The sequence below is a fragment of the Candidatus Methylospira mobilis genome (assembly GCF_009498235.1).
GTDB classification, from domain to species: Bacteria; Pseudomonadota; Gammaproteobacteria; order Methylococcales; family Methylococcaceae; genus Methylospira; species Methylospira mobilis.
Genome location: NZ_CP044205.1, coordinates 3,877,931 through 3,893,625 on the forward strand (window position 1 = coordinate 3,877,931; position 15,695 = coordinate 3,893,625).

Genomic DNA, 15,695 nt, shown 5'->3' on the forward strand with positions numbered 1-15,695 from the left:
TCAGAATTAACAAGTTTTGATCCTTTTTTCATCTATCCGCCCGGCAAACACGGCGGCGCTTTCCCATCCCGCCCGTGCCAATCTTATGCTAGAATCATGGGATTGAACCCCGCAGAACCCGCATTCGCGCCCGAATAAAACGGCGCTGTTGGCGCAATACTATCGCCCGATGGGCAGCTACTATCTAATATCATGAATGACCACAAACAGACCCATCTCAAACAGCTAGAGGCTGAGAGCATACATATTATCCGGGAGGTCGCGGCAGAATTTGAAAGACCGGTGATGCTGTACTCCATCGGCAAGGACTCCGCCGTCATGCTGCATCTGGCAATGAAGGCCTTTTATCCCGGCAAACCGCCTTTCCCGCTGATGCATGTCGATACCAACTGGAAATTCAGGGACATGATCGCGTTCCGCGATCAGCGTGCGCGCGAACTGGGGCTGAACCTGATTATTCATGTCAACGCGGAAGGCATCCGCCAGCAGATCAATCCGTTCATACATGGCAGCAAGAAACATACGGATATCATGAAAACCGAGGGTCTGAAACAGGCGCTCGACAAATACCGCTTCGACGCAGCCTTCGGCGGCGCGCGCCGCGATGAGGAAAAATCGCGCGCAAAGGAGCGCGTCTATTCATTCCGCGACCACAATCATCGATGGGACCCGAAAAACCAGCGCCCCGAACTGTGGCAGCTCTACAACGGCAAGATCAACAAGGGCGAAAGCATCCGCGTGTTCCCGCTGTCCAACTGGACCGAGCTCGATATCTGGCAATACATCTACCTGGAAAACATACCGATCGTTCCGCTGTATTACGCCAAGCCGCGTCCGGTCGTCGACCGCGACGGTATGCTGATTATGGTCGACGACGAGCGCATGCCGCTGTTGCCAGGGGAAGTGCCGCAACTGCGCAAGGTGCGTTTCCGCACCCTGGGCTGCTACCCGCTGACCGGCGCGGTCGAGTCGGAAGCATCGACGCTGCCCGAAATTATCCAGGAAATGCTGCTGACCAAAACCTCCGAACGCCAGGGCCGCCTGATCGATCACGACTCAGCCGGTTCCATGGAAGAAAAGAAAAAGGAAGGATATTTTTAAGCCATGTCACACCAATCCGATTTAATCAGCGCCGATATTCTGGGCTACCTGGCGCAGCACGAAAACAAGGAAATGCTGCGCTTCCTGACCTGCGGCAATGTCGACGACGGCAAAAGCACCCTGATCGGGCGCTTGCTGCACGATTCCAAAATGATTTACGAAGACCAGCTCGCGGCAATACAGAAAGACAGCCTGAAATCCGGCACCACCGGCGACGAGGTCGATCTGGCGCTGCTGGTCGACGGCCTGCAGGCCGAGCGCGAACAAGGCATCACCATTGATGTCGCCTACCGCTACTTTTCCACCGCGCAACGCAAATTCATCATCGCCGACACCCCCGGCCACGAGCAGTACACGCGCAACATGGCGACCGGCGCGTCGACCTGCGACCTTGCCATCATACTGGTCGACGCGCGCTACGGCGTGCAGACGCAAACGCGCCGCCACAGTTTCATTGTATCGCTGCTCGGCATCCGCCATGTCGTGGTAGCGATCAACAAGATGGATCTGGTGAAGTTCAAGGAATCGGTTTTCGAGCAGATCAAGCAGGACTACAGCGAGTTTGCGCAACGGTTGTCGATAACGGACATTCATTTTATCCCGCTGTCGGCGCTGAAGGGCGACAATGTCGTCAACAAGAGCGAACACACGCCCTGGTATCGGGGACCGTCGTTGATGGAACTGCTGAACACGATAGAAATCAGCGCGGACCGCAATATCGCAGACGTGCGCTTCCCTGTGCAGTGGGTCAACCGTCCCAACCTCGATTTTCGCGGCTACAGCGGTACGCTGGCTGCCGGCATCATCAAAAAAAGCGCTGTGGTCATGGCCCTGCCTTCGCGCAAGGCCAGCCAGGTCAAATCGATCGTGACTTTCGACGGCGAGCAGCAGGAAGCGTTTCCGGGGCAGGCGATCACCGTCACGCTCACCGACGAAATCGACATCAGCCGCGGCGATATGCTGGTCAGTCCGGAACATGCGCCGGCGCTCGACTCGCGCTTCAACGCCGACGTGGTGTGGATGGCCGAAAATCCGCTGGTTCCCGGCAAACAATATTACATCAAACAAGCAACGCGCACGGTCACCGGCTCGGTCTCCCGCATCGGCTATCGCATTGATGTCAATACCCTGGAAAAATCGCCGGCCTCCCAGCTCAAGCTCAATGAAATAGGACTTTGCGAGTTTGCATTGAGCGCGCCGCTCGCGTTCGATCCCTACAGCCAATGCAAGGGAACCGGCTCCTTTATCGTCATCGACCGCCTCAGCAACGTGACGGTAGGCGCAGGCATGATAGTGAGTCTGGCGGAGCGCAATGAAATGCTGCGTCCGGTCAGCCGCGCGGACCGCATCGCCCGTTTCGGGCAAAAGCCGGTCAATTTCTGGATACAGGGGGAACAGGCGGCGCTGGTCGCGCTTCAGCTTGAACGCAGGCTGTTCGATCGCGGACATGCCTGCATCGCGATCACGGAGCAGGCGTCACCGGATTTGACCGCGCAATTGAACAAGGCCGGTCTGGTTTGTATTTGCGTGGGCGGCGCGCAAACGCCGGCTGAAAGTGAATTCGACCGGATTATAATAACCGATGCACTCGATTTCGATGCGATTATTCAGACGATAGATCCCCGCGTCAACTTTTCCGAAGAACAGCCCGATTTCGATATCTGATCCCCGCGCATGCATTTTCGCGCGGCGTGTTCAATGCCGTTGCAATGGGGCTTTTTGGCGGATGCGCTACGCTTATCACCCTGCGGCTACGGACGTTAATCGCCGATGGATGGGTTGATAAGCATAAGCGCGTTCGCCATCAATGCCGGACCCCATCACGTTCCTCTCTGCCATGCTGCGAGGTTAGAAAAACATTGAGCCGCCGACATGCTCACTCCACAACCTTTGCCGCATCCCTGAGTTTTTTCAGGTACTCGTTACGTTGTTTCTGCATCAGCGCGAGCCGTATCTGTTCCTTGCTTACTTCCAGACTCGGCGCCTTGAACGCCCGCTTGTCGTCGACCTTGATGATACTCCAGCCCACCGACGTCTGTATCGGCACCGCCGAGTATCCGCCCTTGGGGAGATTGGCTATGACATAGGAAATTACCGGCGCGACCTGCGTCGGCAGCAGCCAGTCCAGGCTGCCGCCGTTCCTGGCGCTGGCATCTATGGACTTGCTTTTCGCCAGATCGGCAAAAGCCTCGCCCTTACGGAGACGCGCCAGCACATCCGCGGCTTCCGCCTCGTTCGGCAGCGTAATCAGGCTCAGCTTGTATTGCTGCTGGTTGACCAGTTCCGCCATCTGCTTGTCGTAAGCAGCTTTGACATCAGCGTCCGAAAGCGGATGTTTGTCCTGATAGTCGTTAATAAGCAGCCCGGCCAGAAAGTTCTGATGAATCTGCGCCAACTGCGCCTGCGCCTCGGGCGTATCATATAAACGCAGCCGGTCCGCTTCCTGGCTCATCACTTCGCGATTAATGAGATCCTCCCTGATTGCCTGGCGAAGTTCCGGCGTGTCTTTCTGCCCCTGCGCAGCCCTGGCCTTGAGACCCTGCTTCAACCAGAGTTCCGGAATGGCTTTGCCATTGACGCTTGCCACGGTATCAGCCGGTAATTTTTCCTGTGCCTGCATCAAGGGACTAAAGGCAATAATGCCGATAGCAAGCAAAATGCTCAAGCTGCGGGGTTGTTTCATCACGATAAGACCAATCAGTTCGGATTTAATAGCGGGACAGTATACGAACGTAAAGACTGTGCGGTCAAAGTAACCGAACCCGCTTTTAAACGCCATAGCGCCGGCGGTGTTTCGCAATATCATCCACTTCCTGCTCGCGGTGCTCCGCTTGAAGATAAGCGACGATATCGGACAGCGTAACAATGGAAAACACCTGGAGCGCGTAGCGCTCCCTGACTTCGTCTATTGCCGAAACCGCGCCCTGACCGCGCTCCTGGCGATCCAGCGCGATCAATACGCCACAGGGGTTTGCACCGGCTTCGCGAATAATCACGACCGATTCGCGCACCGAAGTTCCAGCGGTGATTACATCGTCAACAATCAGCACATCCCCGTTCAGCGGCGCGCCGACCAGGACGCCGCCTTCGCCATGATCCTTGGCTTCCTTGCGGTTAAACGCAAACGGGATCTCCTTTCCGGTCAGTTTCGCCAACGCTATCGCGGTGGCGCTTACCAGGGGGATGCCTTTATAAGCCGGTCCATACAGTATATCCGCGCCGATGTTCTGCGCAACGCAAGCCTGGGCGTAAAACTCGCCCAGCCGACCCAGCCGCGCGCCGCTGTCGAACATGCCGGTATTGAAAAAATAAGGGCTGGAGCGCCCGGACTTTAAGGTAAACGCTCCGAACTTGAGTACGCCGCAGCCGATGGCGTATTCGATGAAGTCTTGTTGGTAGGGCAGCATATTCCGGCTCTTCCTTATGGCACTGCAACGCGGCGCAACAGTTCCTGAATGACGCGATCGGTGGTAACGCCTTCCGCTTCCGCCTCGTAGGCCAGCACCAGACGGTGGCGCAGGATTTCGGGAGCCATGGTCTGTATATCCTCCGGCAACACGAAGTCGCGCCCATGCAGCCAGGCGCGCGCGCGTGCGCAACGATCCAGCGCGATGGTCGCACGCGGACTGGCGCCGTACTGCAGCCAGCGCCCGATATCCTCGCCGTAAACCTCCGGCTTGCGCGTCGCCAGCACCAGTTGCAACAGATATTCTTCCAATGGCTGGGCCATATAAAGGTTCAGTACTTCGCGCCGGGCTTCGAATACCACGGACTGGCTGACCGGCGTAAACGTAAATGGAACTTTGGCCTGTCTGGCGCCCAATGACTCGGCGCGCACCAGCCGGAGTATTTCCCGTTCATGCTCCGCATCGGGATAGTCGATGCGCACATAAAGCAGGAACCGATCCAGTTGCGCCTCGGGCAGCGGATAAGTGCCTTCCTGCTCTATCGGATTCTGAGTGGCCATGACCAGGAACAGCTCCGGCAGCGCATACGTGGTGCGGCCCACGGTAATCTGGCGCTCGGCCATCGCTTCCAGCAACGCGGACTGTACCTTAGCGGGCGAACGGTTGATTTCATCGGCCAGCACCAAATTGTGAAACAGCGGGCCTTGCTGAAAATGGAAAGAAGCGTCCTGCGGACGATAGATTTCGGTGCCGGTCAAATCGGCGGGCAGCAGATCGGGGGTAAACTGCACGCGGTGAAAATCGCCCTGGATGGCGCGCGCCAGCGTATTGATGGCCCTCGTCTTGGCCAGTCCGGGCGCGCCCTCCACCAGCAGATGACCGTCGGCCAGCAGCGCGATGATCATGCGCTCGATCAGCAAATCCTGGCCGATAATCTGGGTGCGCACGAAGGCTTGCAAACGGCGCATTTCCTGCTGGGCGGCGCTGAGTCCGGGGTTTTGTGTCGATGGATCAGGGGGTGTCGTCATAAATTTGGCATATTTCTGGAAAAGAGGACCTCGTAGCCCATGCATCAACATTTTAAACTATCGCCAATAAGCATTAAACTGATGGTTTATTTAAATCATAACACTCCATAGCGTGAACCTGCCTCGTTTACTGCCGCCTTTGCTCTCCATCGCCGTTTTGATCGGTCTTTGGCATATCCTGTCGTTGACTCTGCAGTCTCCGGTACTGCCCGCTCCATTGCAGGTATGGAATACCCTGACTGGAGAAATCCGTTCCGGTCAGTTGCAACACCATCTGGGCGCGACCTTGTTCAGGCTGGTTATCAGTTTCGTGATCGCCATGAGTCTTGGATCGATCATCGGCATCGTGCTGGGCATGCATGAAGCGTTGAACCGCGTATTCGACGCCTGGGTGACGATCGCGCTCAACGTGCCGGCACTGGTCACCATCATTTTATGCTATGTCTGGTTCGGATTGAATGAAACCGCCGCAGTCGGCGCCGTGGTTATCAATAAACTGCCCAATGTCGTCGTCACGTTTCGCGAAGGCGGCCGCACGCTGGACCGCGATTTGATGGATATGGCCAAGGCTTACCGTTTCGGCTGGCTGAAAACCCTGCGTCATGTCATCTGGCCGCAACTGTTTCCGTTCGCGATTGCGGCTGCGCGCACCGGCATCGCGCTGATCTGGAAAATCATTTTGATTGTCGAAATCATGGGTCGCAGCGACGGCATGGGCTACCAGCTGCATTTATACTTTCAGATGTTCAACGTCTCCGGCATACTGGCCTATACCTGCGCATTTATCGTGGTCATGCAACTGACCGAATACCTGCTGCTGAAACCGCTGGATGCGCGGGCAAAGCGATGGCGCAAATGACGGCGCTGCATATCGATATCCGGCGCAAGCGCTACGCCGGGGCAAGCGCGGCAAAAAAAAGCGCTGCCGATCAAATCGGCAATTTCCGGCTCGATATAGCGGAAAACGAGTTCATCTGTATTTTCGGGCCGTCCGGATGCGGCAAAACCACACTGCTTAATATTGTCTCCGGTCTGGATCATCAGTTCGAAGGCGTGATCGCCGGTGAAAACACGGCTGCGCGTTTTTCCCATGTGTTCCAGAATCCGCGCTTGCTGCCCTGGCGCACCGTGCGCCAGAACATCGACCTTGCCGTTCCCAAAGGCACTTCCGGCGAACTGGTGGAACATTTACTCGAAGAAACGGGCATTGCCGCCGTTCAGCACCAGTATCCGGAAACGTTGTCGCTGGGCGTATGCCGCCGCGCCGCGCTGGTGCGCGCGTTTGCGTCTCGGCCCGACTTCATGTTGCTGGACGAGCCTTTCGTTTCTTTGGACGCGCCAACCGCGCGCCGCATACGCAAACTGCTGATCCGGCTATGGCTGGAAAATCCGCATGGCGCGCTGTTCGTCACCCATGATCTGACGGAAGCGGTCACGCTAGCCGACCGGCTGATTTTCGTCAGCGCCGCGCCGATGAGCATCGTTGCCGACATTCGCATCACCCTGCCGCGTGAATTCAGAAACGATAACGAACAAGTCTCGGCATTTATTGCACGGATCATGACGCAGCACCCGCAAATTCAGACCTTGATTTAAAATCAACGGTTCGGCAATAATTTCTGGGCCGGGAATATAATATCCCGAATTAGCCGCCCACCCCGATCACTCCGAGTCTGGCAAAGGGCCGTTCATGGTTCTCCAGGCTCAACACGAACGAGACGAAGTTCTAGACCGCAGCCCTTTCCAATAACAGAAAACAACAGGATATCCCGGCATGCCGATCCCGCACGAAAAAAACCAGCCGGAACAGACCGTCCGCAGAAACTTCAGCGTCGAAGCGCTTAACAACATCGTGCAAACGCTGGCTATTGTCATGGCGGGCGCGTGGGGAGTTTACACTTTTGTCTATCAAGCCAAGATCGCACCCAGCCTGGAACCGCCGACTATTTCAGTCACCAGCACTCTCGAAAAGGCAGGCCAGAAAGGGAGCCTGATAGCGCTGCGCTCAACCGTAACGCGGCACAATGTCGGCCAGACCGGCGTACGCGTCCTCGGTTTTACCTATAACATCGTCGGCATCAAAACCCGGTTCTCAGCAGGGGCCGAGGTCAATGAGAAATTCGACCAGGACCTTACCCGCTCCAGCAGTGTCAACGCGGCGCGGTATTACGATGATAGCCAGCAACACGAAGTCATACTTCGGCAAGGCAAGCTCTTCGAAGGCGCCACGACGCTGCCCAGCAGTCCGTCATCGTTGAACCCCGGAGAAAAAGTCTCGCGCGACATGATTTTTTACGCAGACAATACCCAATTCGATTCGATCCGCTTTCAGGTTAGCCTCTGGTACTCGAAGGACTCGGACCCGCCCGTTCCGCTGGCGCTCGAGATCGACGATCATGGGCAACTGTCGGCTATGCCGGATAGTGATTGTAAAACCGATCCGGACCCATGCAGCGCGCTTAACTCGACGGATTTCACGACGGAGTTTTCTCTATGGTAAGCGGCGAACGGCGAACTTGCGATGCAAATATACCTTGTTCTAATCACAATTTAGAGACAAACCATACGTTCTCGCAACTGGTGAAGACGCAATCGAACCTTACTCGGACAGAGAGAAAGCTGAGCGGCGCGTTCAGGACACCCATTATTTTACGCAAGCGTCCATTATAGCCGATCCCTTGGGAGAAACATGCTATCTCTATAGCGATCTTTTTCAGCAGCTTGACACCTCACCTCTTGAACGTGGTTTCAGCGTCAAAGGACAGACCGCCTATCACCCGCGCTTGATTGTTTCGATCCTGATCTACGCCTATAGTCGCGCTGTTTTCAGCTCCCGGCAGATCGAAAAACGCTGCCGCGAAGACCTGCCGCGCACAAAGACATCGCGCAGACAATCGTCAGCGATGGCCCAAATGAAACTGAGGATTTTGTTGCGGGTAGAGTGGCTCATATTTCCTTGACTAGTGCTGGTATTGATCCCACAAACACACGCGATGTTCGCACTTAAAGGGGTCTTGCCGGGGTGGCGTTACCGGCAAGCGCGGATGGCATCTTCATCCTCCATGACCATGACCGCTTGGCTTATCCACTTTTCCTGAAAAGCGCCCTGGCGCGGTTTTTTGCTGTTGATAAGTGTTTGATCTTTTGTCATCAAAATTACTTATATCTTTAATTACAACAAGTTAAATCATGTCAACCCACCCAAAAGACGCTGCCTTCAATTTGGACAATGTAGAAAAACTGTCGCAATAACCCGATGATAGCGGTCGCGGCAACATGTTGCACACAGAGTTATCCACAGCTTCTGTGGATTAAAAAATAATGGCGCGTCCAAAACGACCCTGTTAGCCCAATGAACCCGCTCCGTCTATTTCCATGTTTCCATACGCTCCGCGCGACAAACGATACAGACAGTGCCTGCGCAAACCGCTTTCTTCCGCGACATGAGGATGATCGAATGTACCCGACTCTTCCATACCGAGCCGTTCCATTACCGCGCGCGACTTGAGATTGCCAAGCGCGGTGAAAGAAACGATTTCCGGCAAACCGAGCAGGTCAAAACCCACGATCAAAGCAGCGCGCGCCGCTTCCGTCGCAAACCCCTGCCCCCAATGCCGAAACGCAAGACGCCATCCTATTTCGACGCAGGGCGAAAACGGCAGTTTGGAAGAGGGTACATGCAGGCCGACAAACCCGATGAATTCACCGGTACTCTTGAGTTCCGCTGCCCAGAAACCCCAGCCGCGCTGTTCTATCAGGGCCTGGCAGCGTTCGGCCATCGCGTCGCTTTCCGCCTGCGTCAAGGGCGCGGTAAAATATTTCATTACACGCCCGTCGGCGTTCAACTCAGCGAAAGGCGCGCGGTCGGAGGGTGTCCATAGTCGCAAGCGCAGACGCCCGGTTTCCGGTTCGATCAGCTCGGTCATCGGATGGGTTTACGCAGCAGTAAAATCCACCTGCCGATAAATATCCTCAATATCCAGACGGATATGCAAACCTGAAAATACCACCTGATCCTGCGGAGCGGTGAGTATCCAGCGCTCGGTTGATTCGCGCTCGTACAGTTCCACATGTTTGCGACCCTGCGCAATCAACAGATAGTAGGTCAGCGAGCCAATGCTGCGGTAATGCTCGAACTTCAAGCCACGATCGTAGGATTCGGTCGAGTCGGACAAGACTTCGACAATCAACTGCGGATTTTCGACAAACTGTTCATGCCGCCTGCCCTGTTCGCATAAGACCTGAATATCCGGGTAGCAAAACAGGTCGAACTCGCGCAGATAGAGCTTCATGTCCGAGCCGTAAACACGGCACGGTTTCTCGCGCAGCGCATTAACCAGCGCGGCTCCGCTATTCATTGCGATCAACGCATGGCTTTCCGAGCCGCCGGCCATCGCGAAGACTTCGCCGGCATGGTATTCGTAGCGCTGATCTTCGCTTTGTTCAAGCGCGAAGTATTCGTCATGGGATAAACGGCTTGGAAATTCGTCGGGCTGTGCGGACATCGGCTTGCTCCTTGTGTCGTTTCAGGAATTATAGCGCGCGAAGGAGGCGTTAGCGTATTAATCGGCCCGGGCCGCTTGCGCGCCGAAGAAACACATATGCGTCGTTCCGGCTGAGCCTGCCCCGGACTTGACCCAGGGGAATGCAGGAACCCAGATCCATGGATGGCTTCGGAGTAACACCCTTGTCGACTGGATACCGGCAATCCATACCGGTATGACAGATCATATGAATCAATAATATACGATGTGTTTCTTAAGAGAGGGATGTAAAAACCGCCTGACCGGCACACACCACTCTGAACCTGTGAATCATGAATACCAGCGCTGATGATGCATTGCGTGACGAAGCCTTTCGATATGCGAAAACTGCGGTGGCGCTGGACAATAACCATCCGTTTGCCATTTCGACTTTAGGCCGGGTCTATGTCTATTTGTGGTTCAAGCGTTCCGAAGAAGCGATACCGCTTTGCCGAAAAGCTGTGGCAATGGATCCTAATAATTCCGAGCTGCAGCTACGCCTTTCAATGGCGTTATCGTTCTCGGGCGAAGGTGAAGAAAGCTTTTATCTGATAGAGAAAGCGTTGGCGCTGAACCCATTATCTTCGCCAATTTATCAGTGATTCCTTGATGGTGCAGGAAGATTATGATAGCGCGATCGCGGCGTTAAAACGGGGCTGGGAGATACAACCTGGTTTTCTGCCAAATCCGGTGCAACTGTGTTTAATATATGCCTTACTTGATATGGATGACGAGGTGAACAAACTGCGCCCATATATCATGTCGATGGTGGGGGGCAGTCCGGCGCAGTATCTAAGACACCCCTGGATTAACCCCGGGACGGAAGCGTTTTATCGGAATTTGCTCAATAAAGCCGGATCCCCATAAGTCTACCAGGGCTCGTGTTGCATGGATTCCATAGGCGTGTTTCCTTTATACGCTACCCCAAAGCCGCCAACAACAGCGCCAGACTTTTTAGCGATCCCTTATCATCCGCTGCCTGCGGCTCCAGCTGCGCCCTGACGATAGCCCCGTCTATCGCGATTGCCGCCGCGTTCGCGATGCGCAGCCTCGATTCGTTGTCGGACAGCAATCCGGCAATCACCTCGACCATATCCTGTTTGTGACTGCGGCAGATTTCCACGACATCGGGCAGCGTGCCGCCGAGTTCGGCCACGGTGTTGATAAACGCGCAGCCGCGATAAGCCGGATTGCGAAACCATTCCTCCAGCGCCGGAATCAGCGGCGCCAAACCTCCACCCGGCTGCGCGCCGTGGCGTTGCAGCGCATTGATGAACCAGTCCATCCAGCGCCGGTGGCGATATTCCAGAAAGGCGCGGATCAAATCGTTTTTGCTGGGGAAGTGACGGTAAAACGTCACCTTGGTCACACCCGCTTCGGCGATGATTTTATCGATGCCGGTGGCGCGTATACCGTCGCGATAAAACAGATCGTGGGCGGTAAGCAGTATCTTTTCCCGTGCGGGACGCTTGGAAAAATCGGTGGGCGCATTGGAAATCATGCCTCAATTCTAGACAAAACCATCCGCCATTACCATGCTGCGCCTCATGCTGACCAAGCCTCCGTCTACCCGGCTCGATTATTGCCGCCGCTTAGCTGCATCAGATGGATGCGCTACGCTTATCCACCCTACGACAGGCACGCAAACAGCCGGCAGGATGAATAAGCGCAAGCGCGGTCCGCCATAAAACTCAGTGAACCCCGTGGCGACGAACAGGCATACATGCCCGGCCTGCCGGGTCTGTTATAATTTTCGCAAGCGCGCTGATTTCCTGATTGGCTTGTCTTCATCTGTTTTTTTCCAGCTTTTTGCAACCTGACCGGGAGGGTAACATGGCTGAACGCGTACTCTTTTTAACCGGCAAGCTGGCCGAAAAACAGTTGCGCCAGGTACTGGAGGAAATTCAGCCCGGCTTCGAATACCGGGTGCATGTGCTCGGCATTACCGTGGCGGCGCTGATGACCGCCGACATGATACAGCGCCGGGTGAAGGATAGCTTCGGCGCGGATTGGGTCATGGTGCCGGGACGCTGCCGCGGAGACCTGGAGGCGTTGTCATCCGTAATGGGCGTGCGTTTCGTGCGCGGGCCGGACGAGCTGCACGATCTGCCCGAATATTTCGGCCGCAAGCGCGAGAAACCGAAACTGGACCGCTACGATCTGCGTATTTTTGCCGAAATCACCGACGCCCCGCGTCTGGATGTCGACGGAATTCTGCGCCAGGCGCGCGATTACCGCGAGGACGGCGCCGATGTCATCGACCTGGGATGTCTGCCGGCGACGCCGTTCCTGCATATGGAGGCGGCCATCGACGCGCTGAAGGCCGAGACCTTCAAGGTCAGCGTGGATTCGTTCGAAAACGAGGACTTGTTGCGCGGCGGCCGCGCCGGCGCCGACTATTTGCTGAGTCTGCACGAAGAGAATTTATGGATTGCGGACGAAGTCGCCGCGACGCCGGTGCTGATACCCGCCCGCCACGGCGATCTCGCTTCCCTCGACCGCGCGATAGCGGCGATGCAGACGCGCCAACACGATTTTATCGCCGACCCCATACTCGATCCGATTCATTTCGGCTTCACCGAGTCGCTGCTGCGCTACCATGAAACGCGGCGCAGACACTCCGATGTAAAAATCATGATGGGCGTCGGCAACCTGACCGAGCTGACTCATGCCGATACCCTGGGTATCAACGCCATGCTGCTCGGCGTCTGTTCCGAATTAAACATCGACTGCATACTCGCCACCCAGGTCAGCAAGCACGCGCGCGCCGCGATCCGGGAAGCCGATAAAGCCCGGCGCATCATGCTGGCAGCCAAGGAACTGAACGCGCTGCCCAAACATATCGGCGACGAATTGATGAGCCTGCATGATCGCGCGCCGTTCCCCAGCTCTCTTGAGGAAGTGAAATCGATCTGGATGCAGATCAAGGACCCGAGTTATCGCATACAGGTTACCCCGGAAGGCCTTCACATTTTTAATCGCGACGGCTTTCACAGCGCGCAGGGGCCGTTTGATTTATTTCCGCAGCTGGGCGTCGAAAACGACGGCGGACACGCCTTCTACCTGGGCGTGGAATTGGCGCGCGCCGAGATTGCCTGGCAGCTGGGGAAACGCTATAACCAGGATGAAATGCTGGAGTGGAGCGTTGCGGTAAAGAAGGCTGCGGCGGCGGAAGCCGACCCGCATCTTTACAAGTCCGCAGGCTCCACTCTGAAAAAACACCACGATGAGAGCGAATGATACAGGAAACCATAGTAACCAGTCTGTCCACTGATGGACAGTGCCATATTGCGCCTATGGGCGTGCATGTAGAAAACGATTTTTTAATTATTTTGCCGTTCCGCCCATCGCTGACGTTGGAAAATATTACGCATAGCGGCTGCGCGGTGTTAAGCCATAGCGACGACGTGCGCGTGTTTGCCGGATGTTTAACCGGCAGGCGAAGCTGGCCCCTGGTCGCCGCCGAACGCATAGCCGGGATGCGCTTGCGCGATGCGTTGTCTCACCAGGAACTCGAACTGGTGCGTATGGAGGATAACGCCGTGCGTCCGCGCTTGATCTGCCGCGTGGTGCATACCGCCACACATGCGTCGTTCACCGGTTTTAACCGCGCGCAGTTTTCGGTATTGGAACTGGCGATATTGGTAAGCAGGCTGGACAGGCTGCCCAAGGAGAAGCTTGAATCCGATCTCGCCTACCTGCGCATCGGTTTTGAAAAAACGGCGGGAGAGCGCGAACGTGAGGCATGGGAGTGGCTGATGGAGCCTATAGACTCTCGCCGGCGGAAAACCGAAGGCGACGGCTTATGAGCGGTATGCTGGCCAGCGTGACATCATTGACCGAGGCGCGCATCGCGCTGGCAGCCGGCGTCGATATTATCGATCTGAAAGCGCCTGAAAAGGGCGCGCTGGGTGCACTGCCTATCGAAGTCGTACGTGAGATCGTTGCAGGGATAGACGGCGCCTGTCCGGTCAGCGCGACGATAGGCGATCAGCCGCTGTTGCCCGAACCGGTGCTTGCCTCGGTACTGCAAATGGCCGCTACCGGCGTCGATTTCGTCAAAATCGGCTTTTTTACGGGCGGGGACATGCAGGCCACCCTGGATACGCTTGCGCCGGCCGCGTCCGGCGGACTACGATTGATTGCGGTATTGTTTGGCGACCGGCAGCCGGAAATAACCTGGCTCGACGCCATTGCCGCAGCAGGATTTCGCGGCGTGATGCTGGATACGCAGGATAAGCAGCAAGGTTCGCTGCTGAATTGTCGCTCTTTCGACTTTTTAAAGGATTTTGTATCGGCCGCGCGCGCGCGCGGTCTGCTCTGCGGTTTGGCCGGTTCGTTGCGAAAAACCGATATTTCCGCTTTATTGCCGCTTGCCCCTGATTACCTTGGGTTTCGCGGCGCGTTATGCGTAGGAAGCCGGCGTACCGATCGCATTGACGAAAACTCGGTGCTGGAAATTAGAAACCTGATAACCGCGAGGAGTATAGCCCATGCTCTATGAATGTTTACGCCCGTTGCTGTTTCGTCTGGAACCGGAACTGGCGCATGAAGTCAGTCTGCACGCATTGGCGGCCCTTTCGCGCCTGGGAGCCGCCAATCCGCTGAAACAACGCTTGCCGGATGCGCCTGTCAAAGCAATGGGATTGACCTTCCCCAATCCGGTCGGGCTCGCTGCGGGTCTGGATAAAAACGGACAGTGCGTGGACGGTTTTGGCGATCTCGGCTTCGGGTTTATCGAGGTAGGAACGGTTACGCCGCTGCCGCAGCCCGGCAACCCGAAACCGCGTTTGTTTCGTTTGGTGGAGCACGAAGCGCTGATCAATCGCATGGGGTTTAATAATCTCGGAGTTGACAGGCTGCTGGGAAATATCGCGCATCGCCGTTTTCGCGGGCCGTTGGGCATTAATATCGGGAAAAATCTGTCGACATCGCTGGAAAACGCGCAGGATGACTACCGGATTGCCTTGCGCAAGGTTTATACGCATGCCGATTATATAGCCCTTAATGTATCGTCTCCGAATACGCCGGGCTTGCGCGGACTGCAAAGCGGCGATGCGCTGAGGGTGCTTTTGTCCGCCGTCGTGGATGAACGTGCGCGTTTATCCGATGAAACCGGCAGGCAGGTTCCGCTGGCGGTCAAGCTCGCGCCCGATGTGGATGACGGACAACTACCGTTTACTCTGGATATCCTGCTTCGATTCGGCATAGACGCGGTCATCGCAACGAATACGACACTGAGCCGGAACAACGTGGAAACGTCCAGGCATGCGGGCGAAACGGGAGGATTGAGCGGGCGCCCGCTGTTTGAGCGCTCCACGCAGATTGTGGCGCAAATTTCCGGTCATGTAAGCGGCGCACTGCCGGTCATTGCCAGCGGGGGCATTTTTAACGCGGAAGATGCGATGGCGAAATTTCTGGCCGGAGCCAATCTGGTGCAGGTTTATACAGGCTTTATTTACCGCGGACCTGCTTTGATAGCGGAAGTCATCTCGCGGTACGCGAGCGGCTTTAGTGCAATAAGGTCTTTATAGAACAGGTGCTCATGCACTGGCAGCACAGATGCAGGGCGTAGAGGCGGGGCTTGCAAGTATAGGATTAAGCGGAAACGAACTTACGCGTTGCCTATACTTGCA

Annotated in this window: 18 protein-coding genes; 11 read left to right on the forward strand and 7 right to left on the reverse strand. The window is 56.0% G+C overall.

Features of this window, described 5'->3' with window-relative positions; genetic code table 11:
- Window positions 1-192 precede the first annotated feature (192 nt).
- Both cysD and cysN read left to right on the forward strand, forming a co-directional pair.
- Window positions 193-1,101 carry a sulfate adenylyltransferase subunit CysD gene (cysD, locus tag F6R98_RS17665; RefSeq protein ID WP_153250191.1) on the forward strand — a complete coding sequence of 303 codons (909 nt, stop codon included), beginning with the start codon at window positions 193-195 and terminating at the stop codon, window positions 1,099-1,101.
- Between the two features lie 3 nt (window positions 1,102-1,104).
- Window positions 1,105-2,766, forward strand: coding sequence for a sulfate adenylyltransferase subunit CysN (gene cysN / locus F6R98_RS17670; RefSeq protein ID WP_153250192.1), 1,662 nt, complete (start codon window positions 1,105-1,107; stop codon window positions 2,764-2,766).
- Window positions 2,767-2,977: 211 nt separating this feature from the next.
- On the opposite strand, the gene F6R98_RS17675 is transcribed toward cysN, so the two are convergent.
- The 3 genes from F6R98_RS17675 to F6R98_RS17685 all read right to left on the reverse strand — a co-directional run bounded on the left by F6R98_RS17675 (window position 2,978) and on the right by F6R98_RS17685 (window position 5,536).
- Window positions 2,978-3,784: a peptidylprolyl isomerase gene (locus F6R98_RS17675; protein WP_194270007.1), complete on the reverse strand. Its 807-nt coding sequence runs from the start codon at window positions 3,782-3,784 to the stop codon at window positions 2,978-2,980.
- An 85-nt stretch (window positions 3,785-3,869) separates the two neighbouring features.
- Complete coding sequence (pyrE, locus tag F6R98_RS17680; RefSeq protein ID WP_153250194.1) at window positions 3,870-4,508, reverse strand: orotate phosphoribosyltransferase; 639 nt, start codon at window positions 4,506-4,508, stop codon at window positions 3,870-3,872.
- A 14-nt stretch (window positions 4,509-4,522) separates the two neighbouring features.
- Window positions 4,523-5,536 (reverse strand): AAA family ATPase, encoded by a 1,014-nt coding sequence (locus tag F6R98_RS17685; protein ID WP_153250195.1) that lies wholly within the window; start codon window positions 5,534-5,536, stop codon window positions 4,523-4,525.
- Between the two features lie 112 nt (window positions 5,537-5,648).
- Between F6R98_RS17685 and F6R98_RS17690 the strand changes: the two genes are divergently transcribed.
- From F6R98_RS17690 to F6R98_RS23015, 4 genes are all read left to right on the forward strand, one after another.
- Window positions 5,649-6,395, forward strand: a complete 747-nt coding sequence (locus tag F6R98_RS17690) for an ABC transporter permease (protein WP_153250196.1) — start codon at window positions 5,649-5,651, stop codon at window positions 6,393-6,395.
- A complete protein-coding gene (locus tag F6R98_RS17695) occupies window positions 6,383-7,132 on the forward strand; it encodes an ABC transporter ATP-binding protein (protein WP_228124940.1) in 750 nt (249 codons plus the stop codon). The genes F6R98_RS17690 and F6R98_RS17695 overlap by 13 nt, the downstream gene beginning before the upstream one ends.
- Window positions 7,133-7,310: 178 nt before the next feature.
- Window positions 7,311-8,036 (forward strand): hypothetical protein, encoded by a 726-nt coding sequence (locus F6R98_RS17700; RefSeq protein ID WP_153250197.1) that lies wholly within the window; start codon window positions 7,311-7,313, stop codon window positions 8,034-8,036.
- A 178-nt stretch (window positions 8,037-8,214) separates the two neighbouring features.
- The gene (locus tag F6R98_RS23015; protein WP_228124941.1) at window positions 8,215-8,496 is read left to right on the forward strand and encodes a transposase; all 282 of its coding nucleotides are present in this window, start codon (window positions 8,215-8,217) and stop codon (window positions 8,494-8,496) included.
- Between the two features lie 68 nt (window positions 8,497-8,564).
- Here the strand turns inward: F6R98_RS23015 and F6R98_RS22560 are convergent, their stop codons facing one another.
- From F6R98_RS22560 to F6R98_RS17715, 3 genes are all read right to left on the reverse strand, one after another.
- Complete coding sequence (locus tag F6R98_RS22560) at window positions 8,565-8,687, reverse strand: hypothetical protein (protein WP_265588112.1); 123 nt, start codon at window positions 8,685-8,687, stop codon at window positions 8,565-8,567.
- Window positions 8,688-8,880: 193 nt separating this feature from the next.
- A complete protein-coding gene (locus tag F6R98_RS17710) occupies window positions 8,881-9,462 on the reverse strand; it encodes a GNAT family N-acetyltransferase (protein WP_153250198.1) in 582 nt (193 codons plus the stop codon).
- Window positions 9,463-9,471: 9 nt separating this feature from the next.
- Window positions 9,472-10,041, reverse strand: a complete 570-nt coding sequence (locus F6R98_RS17715) for a Uma2 family endonuclease (RefSeq protein ID WP_153250199.1) — start codon at window positions 10,039-10,041, stop codon at window positions 9,472-9,474.
- Between the two features lie 311 nt (window positions 10,042-10,352).
- Here F6R98_RS17715 and F6R98_RS17720 point away from each other — a divergent pair, with 311 nt between their 5' ends.
- Entirely contained in the window at window positions 10,353-10,661 is a 309-nt protein-coding gene (locus F6R98_RS17720; RefSeq protein WP_153250200.1) for a tetratricopeptide repeat protein, read from the forward strand.
- A 317-nt stretch (window positions 10,662-10,978) separates the two neighbouring features.
- On the opposite strand, the gene F6R98_RS17725 is transcribed toward F6R98_RS17720, so the two are convergent.
- Window positions 10,979-11,560, reverse strand: coding sequence for a TetR/AcrR family transcriptional regulator (locus F6R98_RS17725; RefSeq protein ID WP_153250201.1), 582 nt, complete (start codon window positions 11,558-11,560; stop codon window positions 10,979-10,981).
- 332 nt (window positions 11,561-11,892) lie between these two features.
- Between F6R98_RS17725 and F6R98_RS17730 the strand changes: the two genes are divergently transcribed.
- From F6R98_RS17730 to F6R98_RS17745, 4 genes are read left to right on the forward strand one after another with little or no spacing between them, the layout of a single operon-like run.
- Window positions 11,893-13,299 (forward strand): DUF6513 domain-containing protein, encoded by a 1,407-nt coding sequence (locus F6R98_RS17730; RefSeq protein ID WP_153250202.1) that lies wholly within the window; start codon window positions 11,893-11,895, stop codon window positions 13,297-13,299.
- A complete protein-coding gene (locus tag F6R98_RS17735; protein ID WP_153250203.1) occupies window positions 13,296-13,868 on the forward strand; it encodes a DUF447 domain-containing protein in 573 nt (190 codons plus the stop codon). Before F6R98_RS17730 ends, F6R98_RS17735 begins: the two co-directional genes overlap by 4 nt.
- The gene (locus tag F6R98_RS17740; protein WP_153250204.1) at window positions 13,865-14,563 is read left to right on the forward strand and encodes a (5-formylfuran-3-yl)methyl phosphate synthase; all 699 of its coding nucleotides are present in this window, start codon (window positions 13,865-13,867) and stop codon (window positions 14,561-14,563) included. Before F6R98_RS17735 ends, F6R98_RS17740 begins: the two co-directional genes overlap by 4 nt.
- Window positions 14,553-15,593, forward strand: a complete 1,041-nt coding sequence (locus tag F6R98_RS17745; RefSeq protein WP_153250205.1) for a quinone-dependent dihydroorotate dehydrogenase — start codon at window positions 14,553-14,555, stop codon at window positions 15,591-15,593. The genes F6R98_RS17740 and F6R98_RS17745 overlap by 11 nt, the downstream gene beginning before the upstream one ends.
- Window positions 15,594-15,695 lie beyond the last annotated feature (102 nt).

Bases quoted from the DNA above. Each gene is read 5' to 3' on its own strand.
- F6R98_RS17700 (WP_153250197.1), top strand. From the start codon at position 7,311: ATGCCGATCCCGCACGAAAAAAACCAGCCGGAACAGACCGTCCGCAGA.
- F6R98_RS17675 (WP_194270007.1), bottom strand. From the start codon at position 3,784: ATGAAACAACCCCGCAGCTTGAGCATTTTGCTTGCTATCGGCATTATT.
- cysN (WP_153250192.1), top strand. From the start codon at position 1,105: ATGTCACACCAATCCGATTTAATCAGCGCCGATATTCTGGGCTACCTG.
- F6R98_RS17730 (WP_153250202.1), top strand. From the start codon at position 11,893: ATGGCTGAACGCGTACTCTTTTTAACCGGCAAGCTGGCCGAAAAACAG.
- F6R98_RS17695 (WP_228124940.1), top strand. From the start codon at position 6,383: ATGGCGCAAATGACGGCGCTGCATATCGATATCCGGCGCAAGCGCTAC.
- F6R98_RS17735 (WP_153250203.1), top strand. From the start codon at position 13,296: ATGATACAGGAAACCATAGTAACCAGTCTGTCCACTGATGGACAGTGC.
- pyrE (WP_153250194.1), bottom strand. From the start codon at position 4,508: ATGCTGCCCTACCAACAAGACTTCATCGAATACGCCATCGGCTGCGGC.
- F6R98_RS17710 (WP_153250198.1), bottom strand. From the start codon at position 9,462: ATGACCGAGCTGATCGAACCGGAAACCGGGCGTCTGCGCTTGCGACTA.
- F6R98_RS17745 (WP_153250205.1), top strand. From the start codon at position 14,553: ATGCTCTATGAATGTTTACGCCCGTTGCTGTTTCGTCTGGAACCGGAA.
- F6R98_RS17685 (WP_153250195.1), bottom strand. From the start codon at position 5,536: ATGACGACACCCCCTGATCCATCGACACAAAACCCCGGACTCAGCGCC.
- F6R98_RS17725 (WP_153250201.1), bottom strand. From the start codon at position 11,560: ATGATTTCCAATGCGCCCACCGATTTTTCCAAGCGTCCCGCACGGGAA.
- cysD (WP_153250191.1), top strand. From the start codon at position 193: ATGAATGACCACAAACAGACCCATCTCAAACAGCTAGAGGCTGAGAGC.
- F6R98_RS22560 (WP_265588112.1), bottom strand. From the start codon at position 8,687: ATGACAAAAGATCAAACACTTATCAACAGCAAAAAACCGCGCCAGGGC.
- F6R98_RS17715 (WP_153250199.1), bottom strand. From the start codon at position 10,041: ATGTCCGCACAGCCCGACGAATTTCCAAGCCGTTTATCCCATGACGAA.
- F6R98_RS17720 (WP_153250200.1), top strand. From the start codon at position 10,353: ATGAATACCAGCGCTGATGATGCATTGCGTGACGAAGCCTTTCGATAT.
- F6R98_RS17740 (WP_153250204.1), top strand. From the start codon at position 13,865: ATGAGCGGTATGCTGGCCAGCGTGACATCATTGACCGAGGCGCGCATC.